Source organism: Candidatus Litorirhabdus singularis (assembly GCF_026262625.1).
Lineage (GTDB): Bacteria > Pseudomonadota > Gammaproteobacteria > Pseudomonadales > Halieaceae > Litorirhabdus > Litorirhabdus singularis.
This window is the reverse complement of the sequence record NZ_SHNN01000001.1, coordinates 1,056,262-1,080,528: the sequence shown is the minus strand read 5'-3', so window position 1 is coordinate 1,080,528 and position 24,267 is coordinate 1,056,262. Positions and strand designations below refer to the sequence as shown.

General features: G+C 56.1%; 21 protein-coding genes. 10 read left to right on the top strand and 11 right to left on the bottom strand.

Annotated elements, in window-relative coordinates; genetic code table 11:
* Positions 1-18 precede the first annotated feature (18 nt).
* From EYC98_RS04855 to EYC98_RS04820, 8 genes are all read right to left on the bottom strand, one after another.
* Positions 19-825, bottom strand: a complete 807-nt coding sequence (locus EYC98_RS04855) for an enoyl-CoA hydratase-related protein (protein WP_279244178.1) — start codon at positions 823-825, stop codon at positions 19-21.
* 104 nt (positions 826-929) lie between these two features.
* A complete protein-coding gene (locus tag EYC98_RS04850) occupies positions 930-1,568 on the bottom strand; it encodes a carbonic anhydrase (protein ID WP_279244177.1) in 639 nt (212 codons plus the stop codon).
* Positions 1,565-3,319: a sugar phosphorylase gene (locus EYC98_RS04845; protein WP_279244176.1), complete on the bottom strand. Its 1,755-nt coding sequence runs from the start codon at positions 3,317-3,319 to the stop codon at positions 1,565-1,567. Before EYC98_RS04845 ends, EYC98_RS04850 begins: the two co-directional genes overlap by 4 nt.
* A complete protein-coding gene (locus EYC98_RS04840) occupies positions 3,309-4,541 on the bottom strand; it encodes a glycosyltransferase family protein (RefSeq protein ID WP_279244175.1) in 1,233 nt (410 codons plus the stop codon). The genes EYC98_RS04845 and EYC98_RS04840 overlap by 11 nt, the downstream gene beginning before the upstream one ends.
* Positions 4,542-4,543: 2 nt before the next feature.
* Positions 4,544-5,368 (bottom strand): HAD-IIB family hydrolase, encoded by an 825-nt coding sequence (locus EYC98_RS04835; RefSeq protein WP_279244174.1) that lies wholly within the window; start codon positions 5,366-5,368, stop codon positions 4,544-4,546.
* Between the two features lie 241 nt (positions 5,369-5,609).
* Positions 5,610-6,551, bottom strand: coding sequence for an HlyD family secretion protein (locus EYC98_RS04830; RefSeq protein WP_279244173.1), 942 nt, complete (start codon positions 6,549-6,551; stop codon positions 5,610-5,612).
* Positions 6,548-6,790: a DUF3302 domain-containing protein gene (locus EYC98_RS04825; protein WP_279244172.1), complete on the bottom strand. Its 243-nt coding sequence runs from the start codon at positions 6,788-6,790 to the stop codon at positions 6,548-6,550. Before EYC98_RS04825 ends, EYC98_RS04830 begins: the two co-directional genes overlap by 4 nt.
* Before the next feature lie 91 nt (positions 6,791-6,881).
* Entirely contained in the window at positions 6,882-7,640 is a 759-nt protein-coding gene (locus EYC98_RS04820; RefSeq protein ID WP_279244171.1) for an SDR family NAD(P)-dependent oxidoreductase, read from the bottom strand.
* Positions 7,641-7,770: 130 nt separating this feature from the next.
* Between EYC98_RS04820 and EYC98_RS04815 the strand changes: the two genes are divergently transcribed.
* Together EYC98_RS04815 and EYC98_RS04810 are read left to right on the top strand one after the other, a co-directional pair.
* Complete coding sequence (locus EYC98_RS04815) at positions 7,771-8,781, top strand: NADP-dependent oxidoreductase (RefSeq protein WP_279244170.1); 1,011 nt, start codon at positions 7,771-7,773, stop codon at positions 8,779-8,781.
* 168 nt (positions 8,782-8,949) lie between these two features.
* Positions 8,950-10,788 carry a cation:proton antiporter gene (locus EYC98_RS04810; protein WP_279244169.1) on the top strand — a complete coding sequence of 613 codons (1,839 nt, stop codon included), beginning with the start codon at positions 8,950-8,952 and terminating at the stop codon, positions 10,786-10,788.
* Positions 10,789-10,829: 41 nt separating this feature from the next.
* Here EYC98_RS04810 and EYC98_RS04805 read toward each other — a convergent pair whose 3' ends face one another.
* Both EYC98_RS04805 and EYC98_RS04800 read right to left on the bottom strand, forming a co-directional pair.
* The gene (locus EYC98_RS04805) at positions 10,830-12,704 is read right to left on the bottom strand and encodes a propionyl-CoA synthetase (protein WP_279244168.1); all 1,875 of its coding nucleotides are present in this window, start codon (positions 12,702-12,704) and stop codon (positions 10,830-10,832) included.
* Between the two features lie 37 nt (positions 12,705-12,741).
* Positions 12,742-13,296 (bottom strand): VOC family protein, encoded by a 555-nt coding sequence (locus EYC98_RS04800; RefSeq protein ID WP_279244167.1) that lies wholly within the window; start codon positions 13,294-13,296, stop codon positions 12,742-12,744.
* A gap of 201 nt (positions 13,297-13,497) precedes the next feature.
* On the opposite strand from EYC98_RS04800, the gene EYC98_RS04795 reads away from it, so the two are divergent.
* From EYC98_RS04795 to EYC98_RS04770, 6 genes are all read left to right on the top strand, one after another.
* A complete protein-coding gene (locus EYC98_RS04795) occupies positions 13,498-14,676 on the top strand; it encodes an NnrS family protein (RefSeq protein ID WP_279244166.1) in 1,179 nt (392 codons plus the stop codon).
* A gap of 193 nt (positions 14,677-14,869) precedes the next feature.
* Complete coding sequence (locus EYC98_RS04790) at positions 14,870-16,333, top strand: coniferyl aldehyde dehydrogenase (protein WP_279244165.1); 1,464 nt, start codon at positions 14,870-14,872, stop codon at positions 16,331-16,333.
* 82 nt (positions 16,334-16,415) lie between these two features.
* On the top strand, positions 16,416-17,432 hold the full coding sequence (locus EYC98_RS04785; RefSeq protein ID WP_279244164.1) for an LLM class F420-dependent oxidoreductase: 1,017 nt from the start codon (positions 16,416-16,418) through the stop codon (positions 17,430-17,432).
* A complete protein-coding gene (locus EYC98_RS04780; protein WP_279244163.1) occupies positions 17,429-18,943 on the top strand; it encodes a hypothetical protein in 1,515 nt (504 codons plus the stop codon). Before EYC98_RS04785 ends, EYC98_RS04780 begins: the two co-directional genes overlap by 4 nt.
* Positions 18,944-18,987: 44 nt before the next feature.
* A complete protein-coding gene (locus EYC98_RS04775) occupies positions 18,988-20,610 on the top strand; it encodes an AMP-binding protein (RefSeq protein WP_279244162.1) in 1,623 nt (540 codons plus the stop codon).
* Positions 20,611-20,621: 11 nt separating this feature from the next.
* Positions 20,622-21,374 carry an SDR family NAD(P)-dependent oxidoreductase gene (locus tag EYC98_RS04770; protein WP_279244161.1) on the top strand — a complete coding sequence of 251 codons (753 nt, stop codon included), beginning with the start codon at positions 20,622-20,624 and terminating at the stop codon, positions 21,372-21,374.
* 137 nt (positions 21,375-21,511) lie between these two features.
* Here EYC98_RS04770 and EYC98_RS04765 read toward each other — a convergent pair whose 3' ends face one another.
* A complete protein-coding gene (locus EYC98_RS04765) occupies positions 21,512-22,870 on the bottom strand; it encodes an aromatic ring-hydroxylating oxygenase subunit alpha (RefSeq protein WP_279244160.1) in 1,359 nt (452 codons plus the stop codon).
* Positions 22,871-23,040: 170 nt separating this feature from the next.
* Here EYC98_RS04765 and EYC98_RS04760 point away from each other — a divergent pair, with 170 nt between their 5' ends.
* Complete coding sequence (locus tag EYC98_RS04760; protein WP_279244159.1) at positions 23,041-23,457, top strand: nuclear transport factor 2 family protein; 417 nt, start codon at positions 23,041-23,043, stop codon at positions 23,455-23,457.
* A gap of 27 nt (positions 23,458-23,484) precedes the next feature.
* Positions 23,485-24,264 carry a hypothetical protein gene (locus EYC98_RS04755; protein ID WP_279244158.1) on the top strand — a complete coding sequence of 260 codons (780 nt, stop codon included), beginning with the start codon at positions 23,485-23,487 and terminating at the stop codon, positions 24,262-24,264.
* Positions 24,265-24,267 lie beyond the last annotated feature (3 nt).

The following is a 24,267-nucleotide window of genomic DNA, read 5'->3' as shown; positions in this document are numbered from 1 at the left end:
CCTGACAGCCAAGCCCCACTACTCGCCGCGAAACTCCGGCGCGCGTTTTTCCTTGAACGCGCGCGGCCCTTCGCGGGCGTCTTTACTCATCATCACCGCTCCCGCCTGCTCCATTTCAAAACTATAGGCATCAGCCCAGGACTGAGTGTGGGTTTCGATTGCAGTGCGTTTGATGGCCTGCAATGCCAGCGGAGCCTGGCGACAGACATTCTCGGCATAGTGCTCAGCTCGCGCCTGCAGTTGCTCCAACGGCACTACTTCAGACACCAGACCCATGGCCAGCGCCTCAGCGGCAGACACCGGTTCACCACCTAACAAGATCTTCATGGCATGCGCGTAGGGTAATTGTCGCGCCAGCCGCACCATAGAGCCAGCCCCGGGCACTACTCCAGCGCGAGGTTCGGGCAGACCGAACTGCGCATGGTCAGCCGCTATACGAATATCAGTGGCCTGCAACAACTCGGTGCCTCCACCCAGCGCGCGGCCATTAATGGCAGCAATTATCGGCTTATACAGAGGCTCGCCTTTGAGCATAATTTTGTCTGGGATCATGGGGTCATCCAGCAAGCGCTGCTCTAACTCATTTTGCGGCTGGCGCGCGCCAGTCCACAGCGGAATCAGTTCACCGAGATCACCGCCGCAGCAAAAGTCACGATCGCCGGCTGCAGTCACAACCGCCACCCTAATCGCAGAGTCATCACGCACCTCCTGCCAGGCATCAGCCAGTTGCACAAACATCTCGCCGTTCATAATGTTTTTGTGCTGGGGGCGATTGAGGGTAATCCAGGCCTGTTGGCCGCGCTTTTCAAAGAGGATGGCGCTCATATGAATTCCTGTGAAGGGTTAGACAGCGCCACAGCGGCGCGCTTGCAATAGGCGATATAGTACGCCAGCCCGCCAGCGTCTGTACAAGGCTCTGCGGTTTAGCGTCAGACCAACTCCACGTACTCCTGCCCTTCCTCGTCCCAGGCTTGCAGCTCACCGCTGGCGAGGTTGAAGTACCAACCATGGAGCTGCAGTTGGCCAGCATCGAGACGTTTGGCCACTCCCGGATAATGTCGCAGATTGTCCAACGACGCCACCAGTGCGCGCCGCGAGCAGGCGCAGGCCTGATCATCCAGAGAGGCGTCGGGCATGTCTGCCAATACCGATTTTGCCGCCGGCTCAGCCACACTCATCCAACTGTCCAGCGCGCTATCAGGAACCATGTCATCGATTAATCGGGTTAACAGACTGCGCACCCCGCCGCAGCGCGAATGCCCCAACACAATGATATGTTCCAGCTCCAGGTACAAGGAAGCAAATTCCAGCGCCGCGTCGGTCTCCTGAAACTCACTGACCGCTAAATGTGGCGGCACCAGATTGGCGATATTGCGAATCACCATCATATCCCCGGTCGAGGAGTTGGTGATAATGGCTGGATCTGCACGTGAGTCACAGCACGCAATCACCAGTATCCGCGAATGCGGGCCATAGTCAGCCAGGCCTTTATAGCGCCCGCTACTGTCCTTCATATATTGGTTTCTAAAACCGCTGAAGCCGTCTACCAGTGCTTTAATATCGCTCATTGATCCACTCCCCCCTCAAGATTACTCAGCCATGCCACTTGATAGGGTGCTAGTTCCAGTCCGGCGTCTAACTCACCGAACTCATCGCCACTCAGTAGGTCCCACCAGCGGTCAGTACCTATCAAATTGATATCCGCCAGGCTCATACGTTGTGGTTTGGAGGTGATATTGGCGAGGCAGAAGATACTCTGGCGGCGATCGATACTCTGCCGCCAGAAGGCAAACACACTAGTGCCCAGGTGCAGGGTGAACTGGGTCGCATTGGGGTGAAAAGCGGTCTGCCGCTGGCGCAGGGTCAGCAACTCCAATAGAGAGCGCAACACACGTGGGTGGCGACTGTTGTCATCGGCCAGTTCAGCCTCAAGCATTTCTGCATCCCAGATATGGCGATTGATCGAACGATTCTGGCCGGTATGTTCCAGTCGCTTATAGTCGTTACCGGTGGCCAGCAGGCTATGTATATACAGCGCCGGAATCCCCTCCAGCGCCAACATAATAGTGTGAGCGCAGATAAAGCGCTGTTCCTGCCACTGATCAGACCCGCCATCAATGGTGCCCTGCATGGCATCGAACAAAGATATATTGATTTCGTAGGGCTTCAGATGGTCAAGCGCAGCCTGACGCATGGACACCTTACCGCCGAAACGTTGCATACAAGACAACAGTTGCTCCTGCTCCTGGGGACTCAACAGACCTTCCAGGGGACGCAAGCCAATACCGTCGTGAGACGCTAGAAAATTCAGGTATGCGGTACCCGCCTGTGCGGGTGGCATACTCATCAGCCAGGTCTTCAGATGACGACAGTCACCGCTGACCAGGGTGTACAGCAGCAGTGGCGGTAAAGAAAAATTGTATATCGCATGCGCTTCATTGGCGTTGCCAAAGTAGGTCAGGTTCTCGCGGTTGGGGACGTTGGTTTCGGTAATGATGACCGCATCCGGGGTATGGTGCTCAATCAGGGTTCGCAAGAGCTTAATAATTTCGTGGGTCTCGGGCAGATGCACACAAGGGGTTCCCGGCACCTTCCACAAGAAAGCCACCGCGTCCATTCGAAACAGTCGTACACCGCGTTCCAGGTACTGGGAAATAATGTGTACGAACTCTAGCAACAGCTCTGGGTTGGCGAAGTTGAGATCAACCTGATCTGGGCTAAAGGTACACCAAACATGGCGCACACCCTCAGCAGTTTGCACCGGGGTCAGCAGCGGCGAACTGCGCGGTCGCACCACCTGGCTAAGGTCATCAACCGGATTGGCTTCTGCAAAGTAGTCTTTTCCCGGGTGCTCACGTTGCTTGAAGTTTTCAAACCAGTGACCGCGACTGGAAGCATGATTCAGCACCAGGTCTGACATTAAGCGATAGTCCTCAGACAGCGCCGTAATATCCTCCCATTCGCCCAGTGACTGATTGACCGAAAGATAGTCGATTACCGAAAAGCCATCGTCGGAGCTGTAGGGGAAAAACGGCAGTATATGCACTGAGTTCACCGCAGCTCCGATGTGCTTATCCAGCACTCGATGCAAGGTGCGCAGCGGACGCTCGCCCTCGCTGACAATAGAATCTCCATAAGTGATTAGCACCGCATCGCGCTGATCCCAGAGATTGCGATGCGGCTGCGGTGCCGGCGCGTCGGGCTCCAGCGCCATGGCCGCCAGTGCCCGCTGGGTCAACGCCGTACTATCATGGGATGGATAAATTCGTGCCAGGTGCTCACTAACCCGGCGCTGTAAATCGCCAGTATCAGCCGACATTGCCACCAAACTCCCGGTGATCAGCTTCAACCGCCGCATGCAGTTGCTCAAGGATATCGGGCACTGCCGAGCGCACCCGATTCCAGCTGGGCATAAAGGGCTTTTCCATCGGGTTCTCGAGAAACTGTTCGCCCGCGGCCATCAGGTTCTGCGCAAACAGCTCGACCGCCTGCTCTTCCAGATGGCGGTCGTATTCGAGACCATTGATCACCGCATCATTGTGGTAGCTTTCAATAAAATCCAGCGCCACGCGGTAGTAGGTCGCCTTGATCGTGCGGAATTTCTCTGTCGAGAAAACTTCGCCTTTGGTCGCGAGTTTACGAAACAGCGCCTTGGCGATGTCCGTGCTCATCTTCGATAAACCGGCGCTGGCATCGTCGGCAGACAATTGCTGATGCTTGTGATCATAGACATCGGCAATGTCCACCTGACACAGGCGATTAGTAGCGTAGTTACGTTTCATTTCTGCCAGCACACCAATTTCAAGTCCCCAGTCACTGGAAATTAGCAGGTCATCGATGACATCCACGCGCATCGAAAACTCACCGGCCAGCGGGTAGCGAAAGCTGTCCAGATAGTCGATGAATTCTGAATAACCGCAGACCTTGGTCAAAGTCCGCAACAATGGTGTCACACAAAGACGGCTGACCCGGCCGCCCATGGTATTGGTGGCAACGCGCGCATAGTAACCCTTGCAAAAAGCGTAGCTAAAGGTGGGATGCGCCACCGGATAAATCAGCCGTGCCAATAACTCTCTCTGATAAGTGACGATGTCACAGTCGTGCAAAGCCACTGACTTACTGCGACCAGAACCCAGCACATAACCCAGGCAATACCAGACGTTTCTACCCTTACCCATTTCCATGGGAGCCAGTTCCAAATCCTGCAACTGCTGATCAATAGCACGCAGCCTGGGACCGTCGTTCCAGAGAATTCGATGATGCTGGGGTAGTTTGCCGAAGTACTCCAGTGCGTGGCGATACTCGGCTTCATCGGCCCGGTCCAGCCCGATGACAATCTCTTCCAGGTACGGCACCTTGGTGAGCTCCTGCACTATATTGCCCAGCGCCGGCCCAGACAGTTCGGAATAGAGCGAAGGTAGCACCAGCGACATTGCCCGCTGCTGACTGAAACTCACCAGCTCTCGCTCCAGGTCCTCAATCGGTCGGTGGGAAAGATTGTGTAAGGTTGTAACCAAACCGTTCTGATGGAAATCTGCCATTCTCAAAGCCTCTCTGTTTGCAATGCCGGCTCAGCCAGCAGTGTTTGCATTACTTCTTGCCAACCCGAAGGCCCTTCAGCCTGACTGCGGATTACCCGCGCCGGCCCTTCCACCTGCAACGGTTCGCTATGAACCGAGCGAATCACTACGGCAACATCAGCGCTCTGCAATAGCTCGATGTCGTTGGGACTGTCACCAAGCGCTACAACATAGGCGCTATCAAGCACACCCAGTTCTTGCAGCAAGGCCTTCAGCGCCGCGCCTTTGTTGCAGGGCCCGGTCACGGTGAGAAAACGCCCACCTTGCACCGCGTATAAGCCAGCGTCTGTTATCTGTTGCATAAACAGGTGCAATCGCTCGGCAGTGTCCTGCCACTGCAGTGGCTCTGAGAACGCCCGCGCTGCCGCAGCAACTGCCTGGGCCGGCGTTAAGCCCGTGCAAGCACTGATCTCGACAGGACTCATGTCAGCAAAGCCCCTAAAGCGGTACTGATGTTCATCGCGCAGCTCACACAAGTGGCCCAACACCACCTCACGTTGTGCGGCAAAGCTGTGCCAAAGCTGACTGTCACCAGTCGCGGTGACCCGATATAAACCCGCGCCGTTCTCGGCAATAAAAGGCGTCTGGATCCCCAGAGCCCGCTGCAGCTCGAGCATCTCCGTGGCGGTTTTGCTGGAATTAAGAATCAGTGGGATGCCGCGCCTTTGCAGTTCCTCCAGCGCCGGCAAGGCCGCTGCAAAACTATAGCTTTCGCGATCCAGTAAAGTACCGTCGAGATCGGTAACCACCAGCGGGTAATGCCCCAACAATGAACGTTTCTTGGTCATACCTGCTTCGTTATCAAGTTTCGTGCCAAGTTATTACCCCTGTTTCACAGCAGTTCACGGACAAAAGCGATCACTTATTGATCTGGCCGCGCTTCATTACGGCGCACACACAGGTTAGTGCACCATATTAGTGCGCCAGGCTGGTACAAACACAACGATGTCACTGAGGGCAGCGGCAGGCCGCGTTTGGCGACCCGAGCCTGTCACCCTGTAAAAGGGCAGCAGCTCGGGCCTACAGACATCAGGCAGGAATCACGAAATTGAGCCAGGCATCCATACCCATCATCACGCGACGGATAATATAGATCGCCGACATCTTGCCACTGTATATCGCAGCAGTGCCAACAGCTCCGGCTGGCAGGCGCTCAGCCACCGTTGAGTCATCCAGTACCAGGCGCACGCCAAACGGCATCGGGTCAGTAGCAAGCGCGGTGTATAAGCTGCCAGTGGGAGCCACCTGACCCAGCGCATTGCCCGGAATCACCAGCTCTACCGTCGCCGAGAAAATTTCTCCGGGCAGCACTTTAAAAGTGACTTCTGCGGGCTGCCCAGGCTCGATATGCCGCAGATAAATCTGCTGCACGTTCATCGCGAAAACGCGCTTGTCATCCAGAAATGCCATGGTCTGTTGAAACGGCATGGAAACCACCCGCGCACCGACTTGCAGGGCTTCGCTGCCGGTCAACGTGCCAGCGCCGGGCGCTCGCACCACGGTATGCTCGAGATCCCATTGCGCAGCACGCAATTGGGCCTGCAAGCTGTCTAACTGCGCCTGGCGGCGGTCAATCTCAAACTGACGCCCCGCATTGCGGGCAAACAGCTCCTGAGCCTGTGCCAATTGAATCCCGGTCAGCCGTATATCTGCTTCTAGCCGGTCCACCGCCGCCTGATACTTGTCCTGCTCTATAACAAATAAAGTGTCACCGCGCTCCACCCGTTGATTAGGCTTGACCGCAACGCTCTCCACCAGACCATCCACCGGAGGCACAATCTGCACCGTAGGTTGCAGCACTATTATCGGGCCAGATGGCGCATAAAACTGCAGTGGTAAAAACAGCACCAGCGTCAACATGATCATCCACAACGCCGGCGACAGTTTCCAGAACAGCGTCCACCGCACCACGCCGAGTTTCACCAGCAAGAGCAGAATCGCCACATATATTAGCGTCAGAAATACGATCATTGGCCATCTCCTGACAGTGGTTCCGCCGGCGGAGTCAAATAAGCCCACACCAGCGCTAGCGGCCAGAGTACGCCACCTGCCAACAATCCCACCCAACCCGCTACGGTCACGGCGTCTGCGTAGGGATGATTGCGCGCCGCCGCGGTCTGGCCGGGCCAGCGCGCAAGAAACACAAAAATCGCCAAAGCCGTGACCAACAAAGTCAGCAGCACGATCATCGAAAACACCATAATACCCATGGTAGTTAACTCCTTTACCAGTTCAGAGCTCCGTATCTACCTGAACCCTTTTACGACCAACCAAAGATAGGAAAAATCGCGTTAGTAGCGTCTATAAGAACCAGGAGCCACCGTCGACCATATGCGTCTGGCCGGTCACAAAAGCACTGTTGTCCGATGCCAGATAGATAATGGTGCCGGTCAGATCATGCGTCTCAAGGTTACGCTGCAAGACCTGGCCCTTGGCAATCACCACTTTGGCTTTATCCATTTTTTCGCCAAAGAATTCACTGGTGCTCTCGGTCATTACCGCCGACGGTGCTACCGCATTGACCCGGATACTGTCACCTCCCAGCTCGCGAGCCATGCCTCTGGTCATGCCGATAACGGCGGCTTTGGAGGCCACATAATCGAGACCGTAAGGCATACCGAACACCGCTGCCAATGAGGCTATATTGATAATCGAACCACCACCCGCTTTGCGTAAGGGATTAACGCAGGCCTTACAGGTCTGCCATACGCCCTTGATGTTGACGTTCATTACCGCGTCCCACTGGTCTTCGTCGAGGGACTCAAAGCGTCCACCCTTGAGACCGCCATATAAGGCAGCGTTATTGACTAGAACATCAATGCGACCAAACGCCGCTACGGCGCCATCGGCCATGGCCTGGCAGCTCTCCATACTGGAAATATCCACGCTGCCTGAGGCCGCACTGCCCCCCGCCGCGGTAATTGCCGCTACAGTTTCATCACAACTGTTAACGTCACAGGCATACACGCTTGCGCCTTCCGCCGCCATTGCCTCTGCATAAGCACGGCCCAGCCCACGCGCCGCACCGGTGATTACCACAACTTTGTCCTGTAATTGCATCTCTCGTTCCTAACACGAATTTGGGGCGGTAATAGTCGCACAGCCACAAAAAATCCCCAACTATGGTGGCAATACCCAAAATCCGCTGCCGATGTTAGATTAAGCGTCCCTTTTCTAGAGAAGCAACGGCATGGACAACACTCAGGTGACACTGGCACGCAGACCGCAGGGCAAACCACTACCGGAAGATTTTGCCGTCGTGACCAACCCCATACCGGTCATTACAGATGGCCAGGCCCTGGTGCAAAACCTCTACGTGTCACTGGATGCCGGGTTTCGCAACTGGATGGACGCTGACTCCGGCGACGAGGTATTGCCAGCGATGCCGCTGGACCACCCGGTAATGGGCCTCACTCTGGGTCGCGTCGTGGAATCACAAAACCCGCAAATCGAGGTGGGACGCTTACTGATGGCGAGGCTGGCGTGGGAGCAGTATTCGGTCGTTGATGACTCCGACTGGCTGGTCACCATCGAAGACAGCGAGCAGCCCCTGAGTTATCACATGGGCGTACTGGGCGACACCGGAATGTCAGCGTATTTCGGCTTAACCGATATTGGCAAACCGCAGCCGGGCGAGACCGTACTGATCTCCGCCGCCGGTGGGGCGGTAGGTTCTATCGCCGGACAAATCGCCAAAATTATGGGCGCGCGAGTCATCGGCCTGGCGGGTAGCGATGAAAAATGCCGACGTCTGGTCGCTGAGCTGGGCTATGACGTTGCACTGAACTACAAGTCAGCCGATTTATCTGCGCAGCTCGCGGAGGCCTGCCCCAATGGCATTGATGTCTACTTTGACAATGTCGGCGGCCCGCTGCTGGAAGTAGTGCTCAACCATATAGCTCAAGGCGCACGCATCCCCTTTTGTGGCGCGGTCGCCGATTACACGGCGCAGGGTGACAGCAAGGGGCCCGGCAATTTGTTCCAGTTGGTAGCGCAAAGCGCCAGGCTGGAGGGCTTCATGACTCACATGAAACTAGAGCGCTACCCTGAGGCGCGAAACCAGCTCTCCCAGTGGCTCGCTTCCGGCCAACTCAAAGCTCATGAGCAAGTGTATGACGGCGTAGAGAAATGCGGCATAGCCTTTAGCGATCTGTTCGCCGGCAATAACTTTGGCAAGGCGGTAGTGAAAGTCAGCGACTAGCGGCTCCAACTAAACTGCGCACAAACCTGCTTAACCGTGAGCGGCGTCAATCCGGCTGCCGCTGACCCAGCCAGACAGCAGTGCAGGGTTCTGCTAGGCTTCGGGTGGCCGATGATGACAGTGATCATTACCCGCGCTGCGTCGCGTTGCCCTGACCTGGACCCCTAAATGCAAGATATCGGAATCGCTATTTCACTGGTTTTGCTAGCCGCTACGCTCTGCCAGTGGCTGGCCTGGCGGGTGCGCCTGCCGGCAATCCTGTTTTTACTCATCACCGGCTTTGTGGTTGGCCCCGTCACCGGCTGGCTCGACCCCGATGCCATGTTTGGCGACCTGCTGATGCCCATGGTTTCCCTGTCGGTCGCCATTATTCTTTTCGAAGGCAGTCTGACTCTTAACCTCAGCGAAATCCGCGGTGTAGGCCAGGTCGTCCAGCGCATGATCACTATTGGGGCCGCTGTAACCTGGCTGATTGTCGCCGTTGCGACGCACCTGATATTTGGTTTTTCCTGGCAGCTCAGCGCTCTCTTCGGTGCCATCGTTATCGTCACTGGGCCGACGGTCATAGTGCCGATGCTCCGGTCGGTGCGCCCCACCGCCAAAATCGCCAATATCCTGCGCTGGGAAGGCATCGCCATCGATCCAGTCGGCGCACTCGCAGCGGTCATGACCTATGAGTTTATTATTGCCAGTGCCGGACAAACCGCACTTGGCCACGTGGCCTGGCTGTTTTTGCAAACCCTGCTCGCAGGTCTTTTGCTGGGCATCGGCGCCGGCTGGCTGTTAGGACAGCTGCTGTCACGCAACCTGTTACCCGACTACCTACACAATCTCGCCACACTCAGTCTGGTGCTGGTTACATTCAGTGTCTCTAATGCCCTGATGCATGAATCCGGGCTGCTCGCCGTTACAGTGATGGGGCTATGGCTTGCCAATCGACGCGAGGTGGATATTCACCCCATCCTCAATTTCAAGGAGCACCTAAGCCTGCTGCTCATATCCATGCTGTTTATTGTGCTGGCAGCGCGCATAGACCTGCAGCAACTGATGAGTATCGCGGGACAGGCGGCATTGTTGCTGCTGGTGCTGCAGTTTATTGCCAGACCGGCCAAGATCCTGGTCAGCACTATCGGCCTTGACGTCAGCTGGCCAGAACGCGGGCTGTTGGCATGGATAGCGCCAAGAGGCATCGTCGCTGCTGCAATTGCCGCCATCTTCGGCGAGAAATTGGTGGCCGCAGGTTATGCAGAAGCAGCACTGCTACTACCACTGACGTTTGCCATGATTATCGGCACGGTGGTGCTGCAAAGCGCCACTTCCCGTTTTGTGGCAAAGGGCTTGGGAGTGGCTGAACCCTCCCCCCGCGGCTTTCTGATTATTGGCGCCAATGCGTTTGCTCGAGCGCTGGCACAGGAACTGACACGCCATGAGTTTCGCTGTGTAATCGCCGACACCAACTGGGAACAAATTCGGCTGGCGCGTATGGAAGGGCTGGAGACCTACTACGGCAACCCGGTTTCAGAACATGCCGAGATGCATCTTGATCTCAGCGGTATTGGCGGGCTGCTTGGGCTGTCCCGGCAACGTCATCTTAATCTGGTCTCGGCGATGCATTTTCAGGCCGACTTCGGTACCAAGCGTATCTTCAGCCTGGTCTCCAAAGTCGATCAGAAAAACCCGGAGAAACTACGCGTGTCTTCCAGTTACACGGGCAACAAACTATTCGGCGAGGACATCAGTTACACGGATCTGGTCAGCCTGGTAGGCAGCGGCAGCGAGGTCAAGAGCACCCGCCTCAGCGCTGAGTTCGACTGGGCCACGTATCAAACAAAGTACCGCGACAGTCGCCTGCCACTGCTGGTCATCGATCCGAAAGGGCTGGTGTTCCCGTTTACGGCCGAGCAGGAGTTGGCACCCAAAGAGGAATCCATTGTGATTGCGCTGGCGGTAACAGACAGTCCAGAGCCTCAAGTCCATGAAGCCAAGAATATTCCTCTACCCGGCTAACAGTCAGGCTCGGACTTCATCAAACGACACACGCCTGGCAACTAGGACAGACCGTCAGTGCCGGGTGGATAACCCAAAGCTTGCAGCGTAACGCTGATTTCATCGAGAATCAGTGGGTCATCAATGGTAGCTGGCAGCTTCCAGGGCTCACCGTCCGCCATGCTGTGCATGGTTCCGCGCAGGATCTTACCCGATCGAGTTTTCGGTAACCGTTCCACCACTGCGCATTGCCGAAAAGCCGCCACCGGACCAATCTGTTGTCGGACTGACGCAACAATCTCGGCGACTATCTCTGTGTCATCACGCACGACACCTGCATTCAGTACCACCAAACCCAACGGTAACTGCCCCTTGATGGCATCCGCTACGCCAATTACGGCACACTCGGCAACATCAGGGTGGGCGCTTAGCACTTCTTCCAGCGCACCGGTCGACAACCGATGGCCGGCCACATTGATCACGTCATCGGTCCGGGACATCACGTAGACATGCCCATCCGCATCGATAAAGCCAGCGTCGCCAGTCTCATAATAACCGGGAAACTTGCTGAAATAGGCTTGCTCAAAACGGTCATCGGCATTCCACAGGGTAATAAAGGTACCCGGTGGTAACGGCGACTCCACCACCAGCGAACCGATGCTGCCATCAGTGATCTGCTGCCCGGCGCTATCCAACACCTGCACATTGTAGCCAGGCACCGGGCGGGCGAGGGAACCAGGCAAAATGGGTAACAACTCAATCCCCAGACAATTGGAGCAGATTGGCCAGCCGGTTTCTGTCTGCCACCAGTGGTCGATAACGGGCACACCCAGTTTATCCATGGCCCAGTTCAGGGTGTTGGGATCGCAGCGCTCGCCGGCCAGAAACAGCGACTGCAGACTGCTGATGTCATAGCTCGCCAGCAGATCACCCTGCGGGTCTTCTTTCTTAATCGCGCGAAATGCCGTCGGCGCTGTGAACATCACTTTGACCTGATGCTCCTCAACCACCCGCCAAAAGGCGCCGGCATCTGGTGTCCCTACTGGCTTGCCCTCATAAATAACCGTGGTATTGCCATTAAACAGTGGCGCATAAACAATGTAGGAATGGCCTACCACCCAGCCCACATCTGAGGCGGCCCAATAGACATCCCCGGGCGCGACATTATAGATATTGGGCATACTCCACTTGAGAGCGACGATACTGCCTCCGGTATCCCGCACTACGCCCTTGGGCTGCCCGGTGGTACCAGAGGTATAGAGGATATACAGCGGATGGTTGGCTGCCACCGGCACACATTCAGCAGGCTCAGCCTCTGCTTCTGCCTCATACCAGTCAACATCCCGCCCGGGCAGTAACAGCGCCGCCAACTCAGGCCGCTGCATAATGATGCATGCCTCTGGTTTGTGATCCGCCAGCTCTATAGCCTCATCCAGTAATGGCTTATAGGGGACTAGGCGCGACGGCTCGATGCCACAGGAAGCCGCCACAATGACTTTAGGGCTCGCATCATCAATGCGCACCGCCAGTTCATTGCTGGCAAAGCCGCCAAAGACAACCGAATGAATAGCGCCGATGCGGGCGCAGGCCAGCATGGCGATCACCGCTTCCGGCACCATCGGCATATAAACAAGTACCCGGTCTCCGCTGCTGACACCACGCGCGGCCAGCGCGCCAGCAAAGCGGGCCACACGATCCAGCAGTTCGGCATACGTAATCTGCTGCTTGCTAGCCGTAACCGGGCTGTCGTAAATGATCGCCACCTGCTCACCACGACCCTGCTCTATCTGCAGATCCAGCGCGTTGAAACAGGCATTGGTCACGCCATCCGGATACCAGCGATAAAAAGGCGGATTGCTGTCATCGAGCACCCGGGAGGGAGCCTGATACCAGAAAATATCCTCCGCGGCCTGCTGCCATAGCTGAGTATCAATCATGCGCAGCGCTCCTTGCAGTACTCCAACCACGAATTCATCAGGCTACGGGCTGCACCACCGGCACGCCGGTGGACCAGTCGATGCTGCGGATCGGATCGGTTACCCCATCCCAGGTTTCCGCGCCCTGTTTAATCACGGCAAACAGGTCCGCCATCATCGGACCGCTATCCATCAGCTGCACCATGATGCCCGGGGCATCTTCACTGTCCAGATAGGCGTGCATGTCGCCATAGCGCTGACGCACCCGATAGCGCAACCCCGCCTCTCCCAACTCGACGATGGCACGCGGCACGTCCTCGCACCAGAACGCCAGGTGCTGCAGACCGCCAGCAGGTTGCTGGCGAAGAAATTCGAGATAGACCGTTTCCTGTTCATCGTGCTGCTGCACCAGCTCTATCTGCTGCTCGCCACAGTAAGCGAAAGCGGCTGAAATATCCGGCGTGAACGGCTTGCCGTCAAACTCCGCAGGTGGACTAATGTGTTCCTCGATATAGAAAGGCCCCACCCCACGCGCCAGCCAATGCTGCATCGCCACCTGAATATCGGGAACCACGTAGCCCTGTTGCACACAGGGTCCAAAAATAAGACTCATACATTTCTCTCACGCATTAGGCAGCGAAAACTATAACCCAGTCGCCCGCACAAATGTTGCCGGTGCTTCACAAAGACTCGCGCACCAACGGCCCACCTATTATATTTCCCGGCTGGGACATGGCATAGTCGCGCTGTTAGCCGTTTGGGTAGCGCTGCACTCAAGCGACGCCGCCGGGCAGCATCACCAGGGAATCTACCCATGTCTGCAACTTCTGAATCCAACCTGGGCCTGTGGCAATTAGCGTTCCGACCAGGCTTTCTAGGCGCCGCTACCGCAGGCGTTGGCAGCCTGCTGCTGTGGATTCTGGTTTTGGAGGGCGCGGTAAGCTGGAGCCCCGAGTTTCCCATAGCCTGGTGGCATGCCCACGAAATGCTGTTTGGTTTTGCCATGCCGGTGGTGGTAGGTTTTGCCTTGACGGCGGTAGCCACCTGGACTGGCACCAAGGGCACCACCGGGGCCCGGCTCATACTACTTTTTGCCACCTGGTTGGCGGCACGCCTGCTGTTGTTGCTACCGCTACCTTCGGCCTTAACACTGGCAGCGGCGGCAGACACCTTATTCATCGCCGGCGCAGCCTGGGAGCTGGGAACCCGTATCATCGGCGCGCGACAGGCACGTAACTATGCCTTTATCCCAATATTGACACTGTTCGCCACGGGCAACCTGCTGAGCTATGCCAATCATGACCGGCCCGAAGTATCACTGCATATTCACTACGCCATGCTGTGCTTGTTTATCTTACTGATTGGCTTCGTCGGCGGTCGCGTCATCCCCTTTTTCACCAGTCGACGGTTGGGTTTTGAACAGCCGCCGATTCTGCCCTGGCTTGATTTTGGGTCGCTGGCCCTGCTGTTGATCGTGGTTGCAGCTGTTGCCACCGGCTACTTGCTGGAGGGCGGCCGCGAGCTACAAGTCCTGTTGCTGGTTACTGCTGGCGCCCATTTCATGCGCCTGTGCCGTTGGCAAGGCTGTAAAAGCGGCTCCGAACCGCTGCTTTGGTCTCTGCATCTCAGCTATTTATTCATTCCGGTTGGCCTGGCCGCCCTGGCACTGGTCATTCCAGACCCGGTGGCAACAAAAAGTGTCATGCATCTGCTGGCTATAGGCGCTATGGCCGGGATGATCCTGTCCATGATGACACGGGTTTCGCTGGGCCACACTGGCAGGCCCTTGCAAGCGGCCAAATTGGTCACCACCAGCTTCGTGTTGCTTGCACTAGCTGCCCTTATTCGAGCTGCACTACCCATCCTGCTGCCCACATCTACACTCTGGAGCTGGCGCATATCCGCCCTGTGCTGGCTGCTGGCGTTCTGTGGGTTCCTGATCTGCTATGCCCGCGTACTACTCACCCGTCGGCCGGACGGCAAGCCCGGATAAACCATCGAGGGCCGCTGCAAATAACCCGGCAGGCGCCGCTTTTGTGTATAAAAAAATCCGTTCATCCGGTTTTATTTGCGCCGCGTATTAGACTACACTTACCTATTACCTGCGTTACCCATAGGGCTATATACCTGCCTTGCCGCCAGCCGCGGTCTACAGGCCGGTATCAACATACCATGAGGACAAAAGCATGAATGCTCCCGAAACAATTACCACGGGCCATGACCCGATTACCGAAGCCATGATGAAGGTGCTGGAAGCACAGCGCGCAGACTATCTTGCCGAAGGGCATGTCAGCGTAGAAGTACGCATTGACCGCATGCGTCGTGGCATGAACTCCGTCGCCAAATACCAGGACAAACTGGTTGACGCCCTCAGCACTGATTTCACCTGCCGTCCGCGCCAGTTGTCCATGCTGACCGATGTCTCAGCCAGCATCAGCCCATTCAAAAGTGCCATCAAACAGGTCAAGACCTGGATGAAGCCTGAAAAACGCAAAACCATGTTCCCGCTGGGTCTGCTAGGTGGTCGCTCGCGTATTGAATACCAACCCTTGGGTGTCGTCGGCATCATCAGCCCTTGGAACTTCCCGGCCAACCTGACTTTTGGTCCGCTGGCCGACGTGCTCGCCGCTGGCAACCGCGCCATGATTAAGCCTTCTGAGTTTACCCCTTCGGTTTCCGACGTTATGGCGGAGATTGTTGCCGATGCCTGGGATGAAAAGGAAGTCGCTATCTTTACTGGCGGACCCGAGGCAGGAGCGGCCTTCAGCGCACTGCCGTTTGACCACATGCTGTTCACCGGAGCAACCTCGGTGGCGCGTCATATCATGGCAGCCGCGGCCAAGAATCTGGTACCGGTTACGCTGGAACTGGGCGGCAAGTCACCGGTCATCATCAGTCGCAGCGCAGACGTTAAAACAGCTGTCAGTCGCTTCATGATGGGCAAAACTATGAATGCCGGCCAAATCTGCCTGGCACCCGACTACCTGCTGGTGCCTGAAGAAAAAGCCGACGAAATAATTGCCGAAATCAAGACAGCGGTAGCGGCTATGTACCCAACCATGCTGGAGAATCCGGAATACACCTCGATGGTCAATGAGCGCCACTTCCAGCGTCTGCAGGACAACCTGACCGACGCTGCTGAAAAGGGCGGCGACGTCATCTCCACAGCACCGGCTGGCGAAGATTTCAGCCAGCAACAGGGCACCTACAAAATTGCACCCACCATCATTAACAACACCACTGATGATATGCGCGTTTTGCAGGAAGAAATCTTCGGCCCACTGCTGCCGATCAAGACCTACAAGGACTTTGACGAGACTATCCAGTATGTCAACGCCAACCCGCGTCCGCTGGCACTCTACTACTTCGGTAGCGATGCCCAGGAAGAGCGCAACGTACTGGACCGCACCACGTCTGGCGGGGTGTGTCTGAATGACGTAATCATGCACATCATGCAAGAAGACCTGCCGTTTGGTGGCGTCGGACCAGCTGGAACCGGGTCCTATCATGGCTATGATGGCTTTAAAAACTTCAGCCATGCCAAGTCTATTTACAAGCAGGCCAAGATTGACGTGGCCGGGTTGGGAGGCATGCGCCCCCCTTACGGACCCAACACTGAAAAAACGATCAAGATGCAAACCAAAATCTAACACCTAATACTAACCAGAACGGCCGCCTGTCAGGGCGGCCGTTTGCATTGAATCATCTCTTAAAAAACTACTGGAGGTCGCAATGGGCGATTTAAAACTGGGATTGGCGCAGGGTTACTGGGGCGCAGCACCCAACCCCAACTTTGTAGAAATGGCACAAGAGGCCGAAAAGCTTGGCTACGATTCAGTATGGTCGGCAGAAGCCTGGGGCAATGACGCTTTCACCCCCCTGTGCTGGATTGGCGCACAGACCTCCAAGATTCAACTGGGCACCGCCGTCGTGCAATTGTCCGGTCGCACACCTACCTCCTGTGCCATGCACGCGCTGAGCCTGGATTACCTGTCAGGCGGCCGTTTCAATCTGGGGCTGGGTGTTTCTGGTCCGCAAGTTGTCGAAGGCTGGTATGGTCGCCCTTTCCCCAAGCCGTTGGCACGGACTCGCGAGTACATTGATATTATTCGTCAGGTATTCAAGCGCGAAGGACCTGTCACCAACGCTGGACCCCACTATCCGCTGCCGTACCCCGGCGACGATGGCATGGGCCTGGGTAAGCCACTGAAGCCGATTGTGCACCCGCTGCGCAACGAGATTCCCATTTTTATGGGTGCTGAAGGTCCCAAGAATATCGCGCTCTCAACCGAAATCGCGGACGGCTGGATTCCGCTGTTCTACAACCCGTACGATGAAAGCGTTTACGAAGAATCGCTCATCAACGCCCCTAAAGACTTTCAGATCAATCAGATGGTTACCGTGAATGTCACTGACGATATCGATGCGGCCCTGCTGTCGTTCAAATACTTCATGAGCTTTTACGTGGGTGGCATGGGTGCCAAAAACACCAATTTCCACAAAGATCTGTTCATTCGTATGGGCTTTGAGGAAGAAGCAGAGAAAATTCAGCAGCTGTTCTTCGAAGACAAGCGCGATGAAGCCGCTCGTGTCATTCCCGATGAGTTGGCAGATGCCATGACTCTGGTCGGCCCCAAGGAGCGCATCAAAGAGCGCCTGCAGGCCTGGCGTGATTCCCGCGTCACCACACTGTTGGTATCAACCACCGACAAACAGCAACTCCGAGAAGTGGCTGACCTGGTACTGTGACCGACACTAAAACGCTGCCCGACTCCACCCCGATACTGGTGGGCGCCGGGCAATTCACACAGCGCGAGGCCACTGATACCTCGCACATGGGCTTAGCGATTCAGGCCGCAGCTAACGCTGTCGCGGACTGCGGTGCACCGGATATCGCCCAGGCCATCGATACCATTTGCGTCACCAAGCTGTTCTCCGACATGGGGCATCTCTGGAACTGCAAATGGGGGCGCAGCAATAATCCACCCGAGTCCATAGCACGGGGCATCGGGGCCAGCCCCAAAGCACGTATTTACTCGCAAACCGGCGGCAACCAGCCACAGTCAAGACTGATCGAGATGGCCAGAGATATTGCTCTGGGCGAGCGGGAGGTGGTGCTACTGGCCGGCTCCGAAGCTCTCAAAAACCAGCGCCACGCCGAACGTAATAACCGCGAACTCGACTGGAATGAGCATTTTGAAGAGACGCTGGAAGATCGCGGGATGGGCGAGTCCGTCGCCACCAGTCAGGAACTCAGTAACGGCCTGCACAACGTCGCCTATTACTACGCCCTGATAGAACAGGCGCAATGTCACAGTGCGGCTCGCAGCGTCGCCGAGCACCGGGAAAAGATGGCCCAACTGCTGGAGTCTTTCAGCAAGGTCGCCGCCGACAATCCCTATGCCCAGTTTACCGGCAGTCAGAGTGCCGCCGATATTTTGGCCGCGCCAGCGATGACTCATCTTTACACCAAGCGCATGATCGCTCAGGACGGAGTCAATCTGGCTGCTGCCCTGATACTGTGCTCTGTGGGTAAAGCCCGTGAGTTGGGTATACCCGAGTCACAATGGGTGTATCTACATGGCATGGCAGATGGCACCGAGTTGGAACTCAGTCGACGACCTGATCCTGGTAAGTCACCCATGGCCGGCCGAGTAGCCGACCGGGCGCTGGAAATTGCTGGCCTGAGTATTGATGCCATTGATGCCATCGATATCTACAGCTGCTTCCCCTGCGCCGTTACCGCAGTAGCCGATCATTTAGGTTTGCCGACAGACGGCAGCAGAGCACTTACGCTCACCGGAGGGCTGCCCTATTTTGGTGGTCCCGGCAACAACTACAGCATGCATGGTATCGCCGAGGCCGTGAGCGCTGCACGTAATCGAAGCGATGCTTACATCATGGTCACTGCCAACGGCGGCGTCATGTCAAAGCACGCCAGTGGCATTTACTCCCAGATTCCCAGTAGTACTGACTGGGCTACCGTAGAAACCAAGGTCAGCGACAGCGGCGTGGAACATCGCGACATCTGTCTAGACCCCGGCCAGGGCACCATTGTGTCGTATACCGTGCACTTTGACCGTGATGGCGGAGCCCACGCAATTATTATTGGCGATACCGCAGAGGGTGAACGCTTTGTGGCCACCACGGCTAAAGATGATCAAGCCACAGCACAAGCCCTGCTAGAAACAGACCCCATCGGCCAGCCGGTGTCGGTAACACCACCAGAGGGTGAAAGTCTGAATTTTCAACTGGCGTAAGCCACCCTCTGCCAGCGAAAACAGAACCGGAGCACAACAAAAACATGGCCTGGAATATTAGCGAAGCAGTTTACCAAATCAGCACCAGCGACATCGGCGAGCGTGCAGCGCTTATCCATGGCGACGAAGTGATCAGCTATCGCGAAGTGATTCGTCGTTGCAGTGGTGTCGCTAGCTGGCTACAGAGTCTCGACTTGCCGCAGGGTGCCCATATTGGCCACTACATGCGCAACTCCAACGCTTATATGGAAACCTTTATTGCGGCCGGGCTGGCGGGCATGGCACATGTCAACGTCAACTACCGCTATATCGATCAGGAACTAATCGATCTGAGTAATGGTCTGGATATCAGGGTGCTGGTCTACGATGCTGAGTTTGCCGAACGAGTGGCGGCCATTCATGGACAACTCACCGGAACGGTAGGGTTTATAGAAGTTGGCAGCGGCCCGCTGCGCAACGACTTTGCCGTGCGTATGGAAGACCTTTACGACTACGATAGTAGCGGCTTTGAGCGCAAAACCTCCAGCGATGACCTGATTCTTATAGCGACTGGCGGCACTACCGGCCTCCCTAAAGGAACTCAGTGGCGCCACGAAGACATCTGGCGCAAGCAACAGATTTCTACCGGTAACGCCATGTTGGCACTGCAGCTCGACGCGCATCCAGAGACCATCGAAGAACACATAGTTAACGTCGTCAAACTGCCGGCAGCAAAGCCCTTTATGCCGCTCAGCCCGCTGATGCATGGCGCCGCCAGCCTGATGGCGATACTGATGCTGGCGCAGGGCGTGCCCGTGTTGACCGCGCCGGGAGAGAAGTTTGAGGCTGATCTTACGCTGGACCTGATCCGTCAATACCAGGCCAGCGGACTGGCGCTGGTTGGCGATGCTTTTGCCATCCCCTTGGTCGAGGCTCTGGACCGCCGCGCGGATGAAAACCTGTTGCAGTCAATTATTCTGTGCGTCTCCACTGGAGCCTCGCTGAGCGAGGAAAATCGTAATGGTCTGCTGCGACACCAGCCCAACCTGATTCTGTTTGACACTTTGGGTTCCTCGGAAGCTTCGGGCTTTGCCGTATCCACACCGGAAGCTGGCGTGTTCAAACCCATGCCAACTACCCGCGTGTTTGACGATGAAATGCAAGAAGTTGTGCCCGGCAGCGATACTATTGGCATTGCCTACTCCGGCGGCTTCAGCCCCATCGGCTATTACAAGCAACCTGAGAAAAGCGCCGAGACCTTCGTCGAAATCGACGGTCAGCGTTTTGTCATGACCGGTGACCGTTGCACAGTGCGAGAGGATGGCATGCTGGTACTACTGGGCCGCGATAGTACTGTAATCAATACCGGAGGCGAAAAAGTCTACACGGTAGAAATCGAGCGCGCCTTACTCGATCACCCGACTATTACCGACGCTCTGGTAGTAGGCTTGCCACACCCCAGATTCGGTAAAATGGTAGTAGCCGTGGTTGAAGGCCCCAACCTCACCGCTGACAACCTGGATGTTGCTGATACTCAGGCCCATGTCGGAAAAACACTCGCACCATACAAAATACCCCGTCAGATTTTCGCCATCGAGTCCTTGCAACGCGCACCCAATGGCAAACCCGATTACCCCTTCATCAACGCTTACGCGCAGGCGGAAGCGGACAAACTGACCACCACATAAGGAATATAAGCATGGGACAACTTACCGGAAAAGTCGCTGTCGTCGTCGGCGCATCAGGCCAGAAAAACTTCGGCTCCAGTATCGCTCGCAGATTGGCAGCGGCAGGCGCCAAGGTTGTCGTGTCGGCACGGCGCAAAGAACCACTGGAAGAACTTGCCACTGAAATTGGCGGCCTCGCCGTAGCCTGTGATGTCACCGATGAAAGCCAAATCGCCAACCTGTTTAGCACCGCCAAGGCCGAGTTCGGCAGTGTTGATATCGCCGTTAACAGCGCCGGCGGCATGGGCGGTGGCCCTATCGCCGACGTCACCGCCGAGGATATGTTGCCGACCCTGCAGGTCAGTTTCATGGGCGCAATACTGATTTTTAAGCATGCAGCGGCCGCTATGGATAACGGTGGCTCCATTATTACGATCTCCTCGCTGACAGCTCGACTGCCCGGACCAGGCCTGGGTATCTATGCAGGCGCACGCGCCGGCATCGACTATGCGCTGAAGGTTGCGGCTATCGAGTACGCGGAACAAAAAATTCGCTTTAACTCCATCGCCGCAGGACTTATCGAAACCGACATGACTGCCGGCTTGTTTGCTGTGCCTGGCTTAGTCGACGGCTTCACCTCAGTCATTCCCGCAGGTCGTATGGGCACCGTCGATGATGTGGCAGAGGCAGCATTGTGGCTGGCAGACGAGAAAGCCTCAGGGTTCGTTAACGGACAGCTGATTGATCTCGCTGGTGGCCAGCAAATGGGTCGTCTCCCGGGCTAAAACCCGCGGGACAGGGCAAACGCCTTACCCGGATACGAAGCCCGTAACCGCATTAGCAGCGGCATTAGCCGCAGCTAAGGTTGGTTACGGACTATCCTTTGTTTACTTGGGCCGGGAGCACCGGCACCCTCGATCTCTTACTTTTTCGGTAGCGGGCGCCGTCCTTCAATATAGTCATCTATCAGCTCATGATAACGACTCAGCCGACTCTCCTGACCGGCCAGATAGGCCCCCTTGTAGGCGCGCGAAGCAAACCCGGCCTGCTGACCCGGCATGATTGCCAGATCCTGCTCTATGGTAACGCCCATATCAAGCTCACCCTTTTCATACACCTCGTGCTCGACCACGGCGTCGCGTTCAACGACATTGGCGTTGGTGCGAACGGGAGCGGTCTCACCTTCAGGCTGACTGGCATACCACCAGTTGTCGAAAATGCATTGCTCCGGGTCGCTGGGATGTGGCCGCGCGCGCAGAAAATGGAACCCGTCGGACCAGACTGACACTGCGAAGTTGGGGAACAAGGTGTAGTGCAGCGCGTCGGTCAATTGCTCGTCGGCCATATTGGCATAGTGATCATAGCCGCGCTCTGGACCGATTCTGCGTTTAGCTTCCTGAATCGCTTCACGCGTTTCTTCGCCACGCTTAGTGAATTCGTCGGGGTTCAGGTCCCAGTCGCGCATATCAGTCGCCAGCGGCTCACCAATACTGCCATCCGACTCAAGCCCGGCTCCGCCATGGCCACCTCTCATAATCATGCGGTTGTGGCCTTCATCAGACAGGTCAAAGCGCGTGTTCTTGTAGTCGGTATCAATACCCGGCAGGAAACGCGCCTTTTCTGCAGCCGTACCCGTGGCACGGTGCACTGTCGGCACATGGTAAGACTCGTTAAAGTTATCCATGATCACCTTCCAATTGAATGGCACAGTGGTAGTTCGCGCGAAGTAGCGCTTCCACTTTTCAATGCCATAGCCTTCCCAATCCTCCCAAACAGGGCCAAGGAATTCTTTCAGCGGCACGCAATCCGGATCCATATTGATCCAGACAAAGCCCGCAAAGGACTCACAACGCACTTCTTCAAGCGTCAACTTACCGCAGGGGTTCTCGGGGAAGTCTTCAGAATCCTGTGCGAAGTTGAGATCGCCCTCAATCGTCCATGCCCAGGCGTGATAAGGACAGACAAACCGGTTCACGTGGCCCTTGGGTTCGTTCACCAAACGCGCACCGCGGTGCTGGCACACATTATAATATGCGCGAATACTGGCATCCTCTTGCCGCACCATAATAAATGACTCTGGACCGACGTCCTCGCGCTGCCAATCACCGCGATTCGGCATCTCTTCTTCTCGCCCTAGCAGCAGCCAGACCTTGGTCCACATGTGCTCCCACTCTTGGGCGAAAAACTCTTTCGAGTTGTACCGGCTGCCTTCCAGCTTATGCCCACGTAATTGCTGCTGAGGCCAATCTTCCAATGTCCGTCTCTTGGTTTCTGAATTCATGCTCTCATCCGCTAATACCAGTTATCTATACTACCCTAACAGGGACAAAACCATGGGTAAATGGTAAGTCAGCCAACAGCCGCGTAATCAAAACAAAGCTCACCGGGCAACCATCCCCCTGCCAAGCTGTGATATAAATACCAGTACTTTTCAGTCAATAAGGTAGAACTATGCCCAACCCAAATTCGCAGGCAGATCGAATCGCATTGCAGGACTTGATGCTGCGCTATGCCGCCGGCGTCGATGATCGCGATCAGGATATGTACCAGTCCTGCTTTGACGACACCGTCGAAGTGCTAGACTTTGGGCCCGACCCCTTCAAGGGCAAAGCTGTCTGGGTCGAGTACGTTTGGTCGGCATTGGAACAATACAGCTCCACCCAGCATATGCTGGGACCCCAGCTGGCCACCATAGATGGGGATATGGCTTATACCCGCAGTGATGTTCAAGCTCTGCACTATTTCAAGGAGGGCGAACATGAACGGTTCACTCTGTGGGCTACCTACTTCACCGATATGCGCCGCTGCGACAACGAGTGGCGCATCGTCAAGCATCGTCTGCTCGTTCGCGGCAGCGAGCTGGCATAAGTAGCCGCCACCTTAAGAGACGCTCTCATGCTGCCAGATACCAATCAATCGCGCACCGGCCGGAAACTGCTCAAGCGCTATCTCTACGCCAACTTCAGCTTGCTAGACGTTTTTAAAATCGCCTTCGGAAATACTCAGGCACGGGTTCCCTTTACGGTAAAAGCGTCGCCCAGCTCAGTCTATTACAACTTCCGAATCCAACCCGACAAGGTTGAGGACTTCATCCGCTATATCAATCTCCCGCCCGAGTTTGAAGTCTGTCCGATGACCTGCCTGCAGGGCGAACAAGCAGATTTTTTGCTAACGCTGAACGTCTATGAAGTAACAGGTATCGCGGTGGGTGTGCGCGCAGAGTACTCTACCTATATAAAGGATGCGGATGGCGCGCGGCGCTATATGGTGCTGGAAGCACAGTCCAGCGAATACTCCATGGACCCGGTTGACGTGATCACCAAAAAGGGTCGGGTAGAACACGACACGAGTACACAGACCGTTGCGACCTTAGTGGCTTCACGGGACAAAAAACTATTTGAAGCCAGCTATCCACAACCTGACAGTACCACTCAGGCTGCCATTCACCCCGAATGGGTCAGCGCCAATGACTACATCTACTGGCGCAACGGAATTTGCGATCGAACCTTCTACGATAGCGGTCTTGCCTATCCCAAAGCGCACTGCATTGACCCCGAGTCGGTCAGCATTGTTGATGACACCCACTGGTCGCAATTTTTGGAGAGCACACCGAAGCACATCGTGCAGTTCGAAGAAGCCATCGACTTTGTCATCATGCCCTGGGTGAACATCTAGCAG

Bases quoted from the DNA above. Each gene is read 5' to 3' on its own strand.
- EYC98_RS04850 (WP_279244177.1), bottom strand. From the start codon at position 1,568: ATGAGCGATATTAAAGCACTGGTAGACGGCTTCAGCGGTTTTAGAAAC.
- EYC98_RS04810 (WP_279244169.1), top strand. From the start codon at position 8,950: ATGCAAGATATCGGAATCGCTATTTCACTGGTTTTGCTAGCCGCTACG.
- EYC98_RS04800 (WP_279244167.1), bottom strand. From the start codon at position 13,296: ATGAGTCTTATTTTTGGACCCTGTGTGCAACAGGGCTACGTGGTTCCC.
- EYC98_RS04835 (WP_279244174.1), bottom strand. From the start codon at position 5,368: ATGACCAAGAAACGTTCATTGTTGGGGCATTACCCGCTGGTGGTTACC.
- EYC98_RS04805 (WP_279244168.1), bottom strand. From the start codon at position 12,704: ATGATTGATACTCAGCTATGGCAGCAGGCCGCGGAGGATATTTTCTGG.
- EYC98_RS04755 (WP_279244158.1), top strand. From the start codon at position 23,485: ATGCTGCCAGATACCAATCAATCGCGCACCGGCCGGAAACTGCTCAAG.
- EYC98_RS04765 (WP_279244160.1), bottom strand. From the start codon at position 22,870: ATGAATTCAGAAACCAAGAGACGGACATTGGAAGATTGGCCTCAGCAG.
- EYC98_RS04775 (WP_279244162.1), top strand. From the start codon at position 18,988: ATGGCCTGGAATATTAGCGAAGCAGTTTACCAAATCAGCACCAGCGAC.
- EYC98_RS04770 (WP_279244161.1), top strand. From the start codon at position 20,622: ATGGGACAACTTACCGGAAAAGTCGCTGTCGTCGTCGGCGCATCAGGC.
- EYC98_RS04760 (WP_279244159.1), top strand. From the start codon at position 23,041: ATGCCCAACCCAAATTCGCAGGCAGATCGAATCGCATTGCAGGACTTG.
- EYC98_RS04845 (WP_279244176.1), bottom strand. From the start codon at position 3,319: ATGTCGGCTGATACTGGCGATTTACAGCGCCGGGTTAGTGAGCACCTG.
- EYC98_RS04795 (WP_279244166.1), top strand. From the start codon at position 13,498: ATGTCTGCAACTTCTGAATCCAACCTGGGCCTGTGGCAATTAGCGTTC.
- EYC98_RS04830 (WP_279244173.1), bottom strand. From the start codon at position 6,551: ATGATCGTATTTCTGACGCTAATATATGTGGCGATTCTGCTCTTGCTG.
- EYC98_RS04840 (WP_279244175.1), bottom strand. From the start codon at position 4,541: ATGGCAGATTTCCATCAGAACGGTTTGGTTACAACCTTACACAATCTT.
- EYC98_RS04825 (WP_279244172.1), bottom strand. From the start codon at position 6,790: ATGGGTATTATGGTGTTTTCGATGATCGTGCTGCTGACTTTGTTGGTC.
- EYC98_RS04785 (WP_279244164.1), top strand. From the start codon at position 16,416: ATGGGCGATTTAAAACTGGGATTGGCGCAGGGTTACTGGGGCGCAGCA.
- EYC98_RS04815 (WP_279244170.1), top strand. From the start codon at position 7,771: ATGGACAACACTCAGGTGACACTGGCACGCAGACCGCAGGGCAAACCA.
- EYC98_RS04820 (WP_279244171.1), bottom strand. From the start codon at position 7,640: ATGCAATTACAGGACAAAGTTGTGGTAATCACCGGTGCGGCGCGTGGG.
- EYC98_RS04790 (WP_279244165.1), top strand. From the start codon at position 14,870: ATGAATGCTCCCGAAACAATTACCACGGGCCATGACCCGATTACCGAA.
- EYC98_RS04855 (WP_279244178.1), bottom strand. From the start codon at position 825: ATGAGCGCCATCCTCTTTGAAAAGCGCGGCCAACAGGCCTGGATTACC.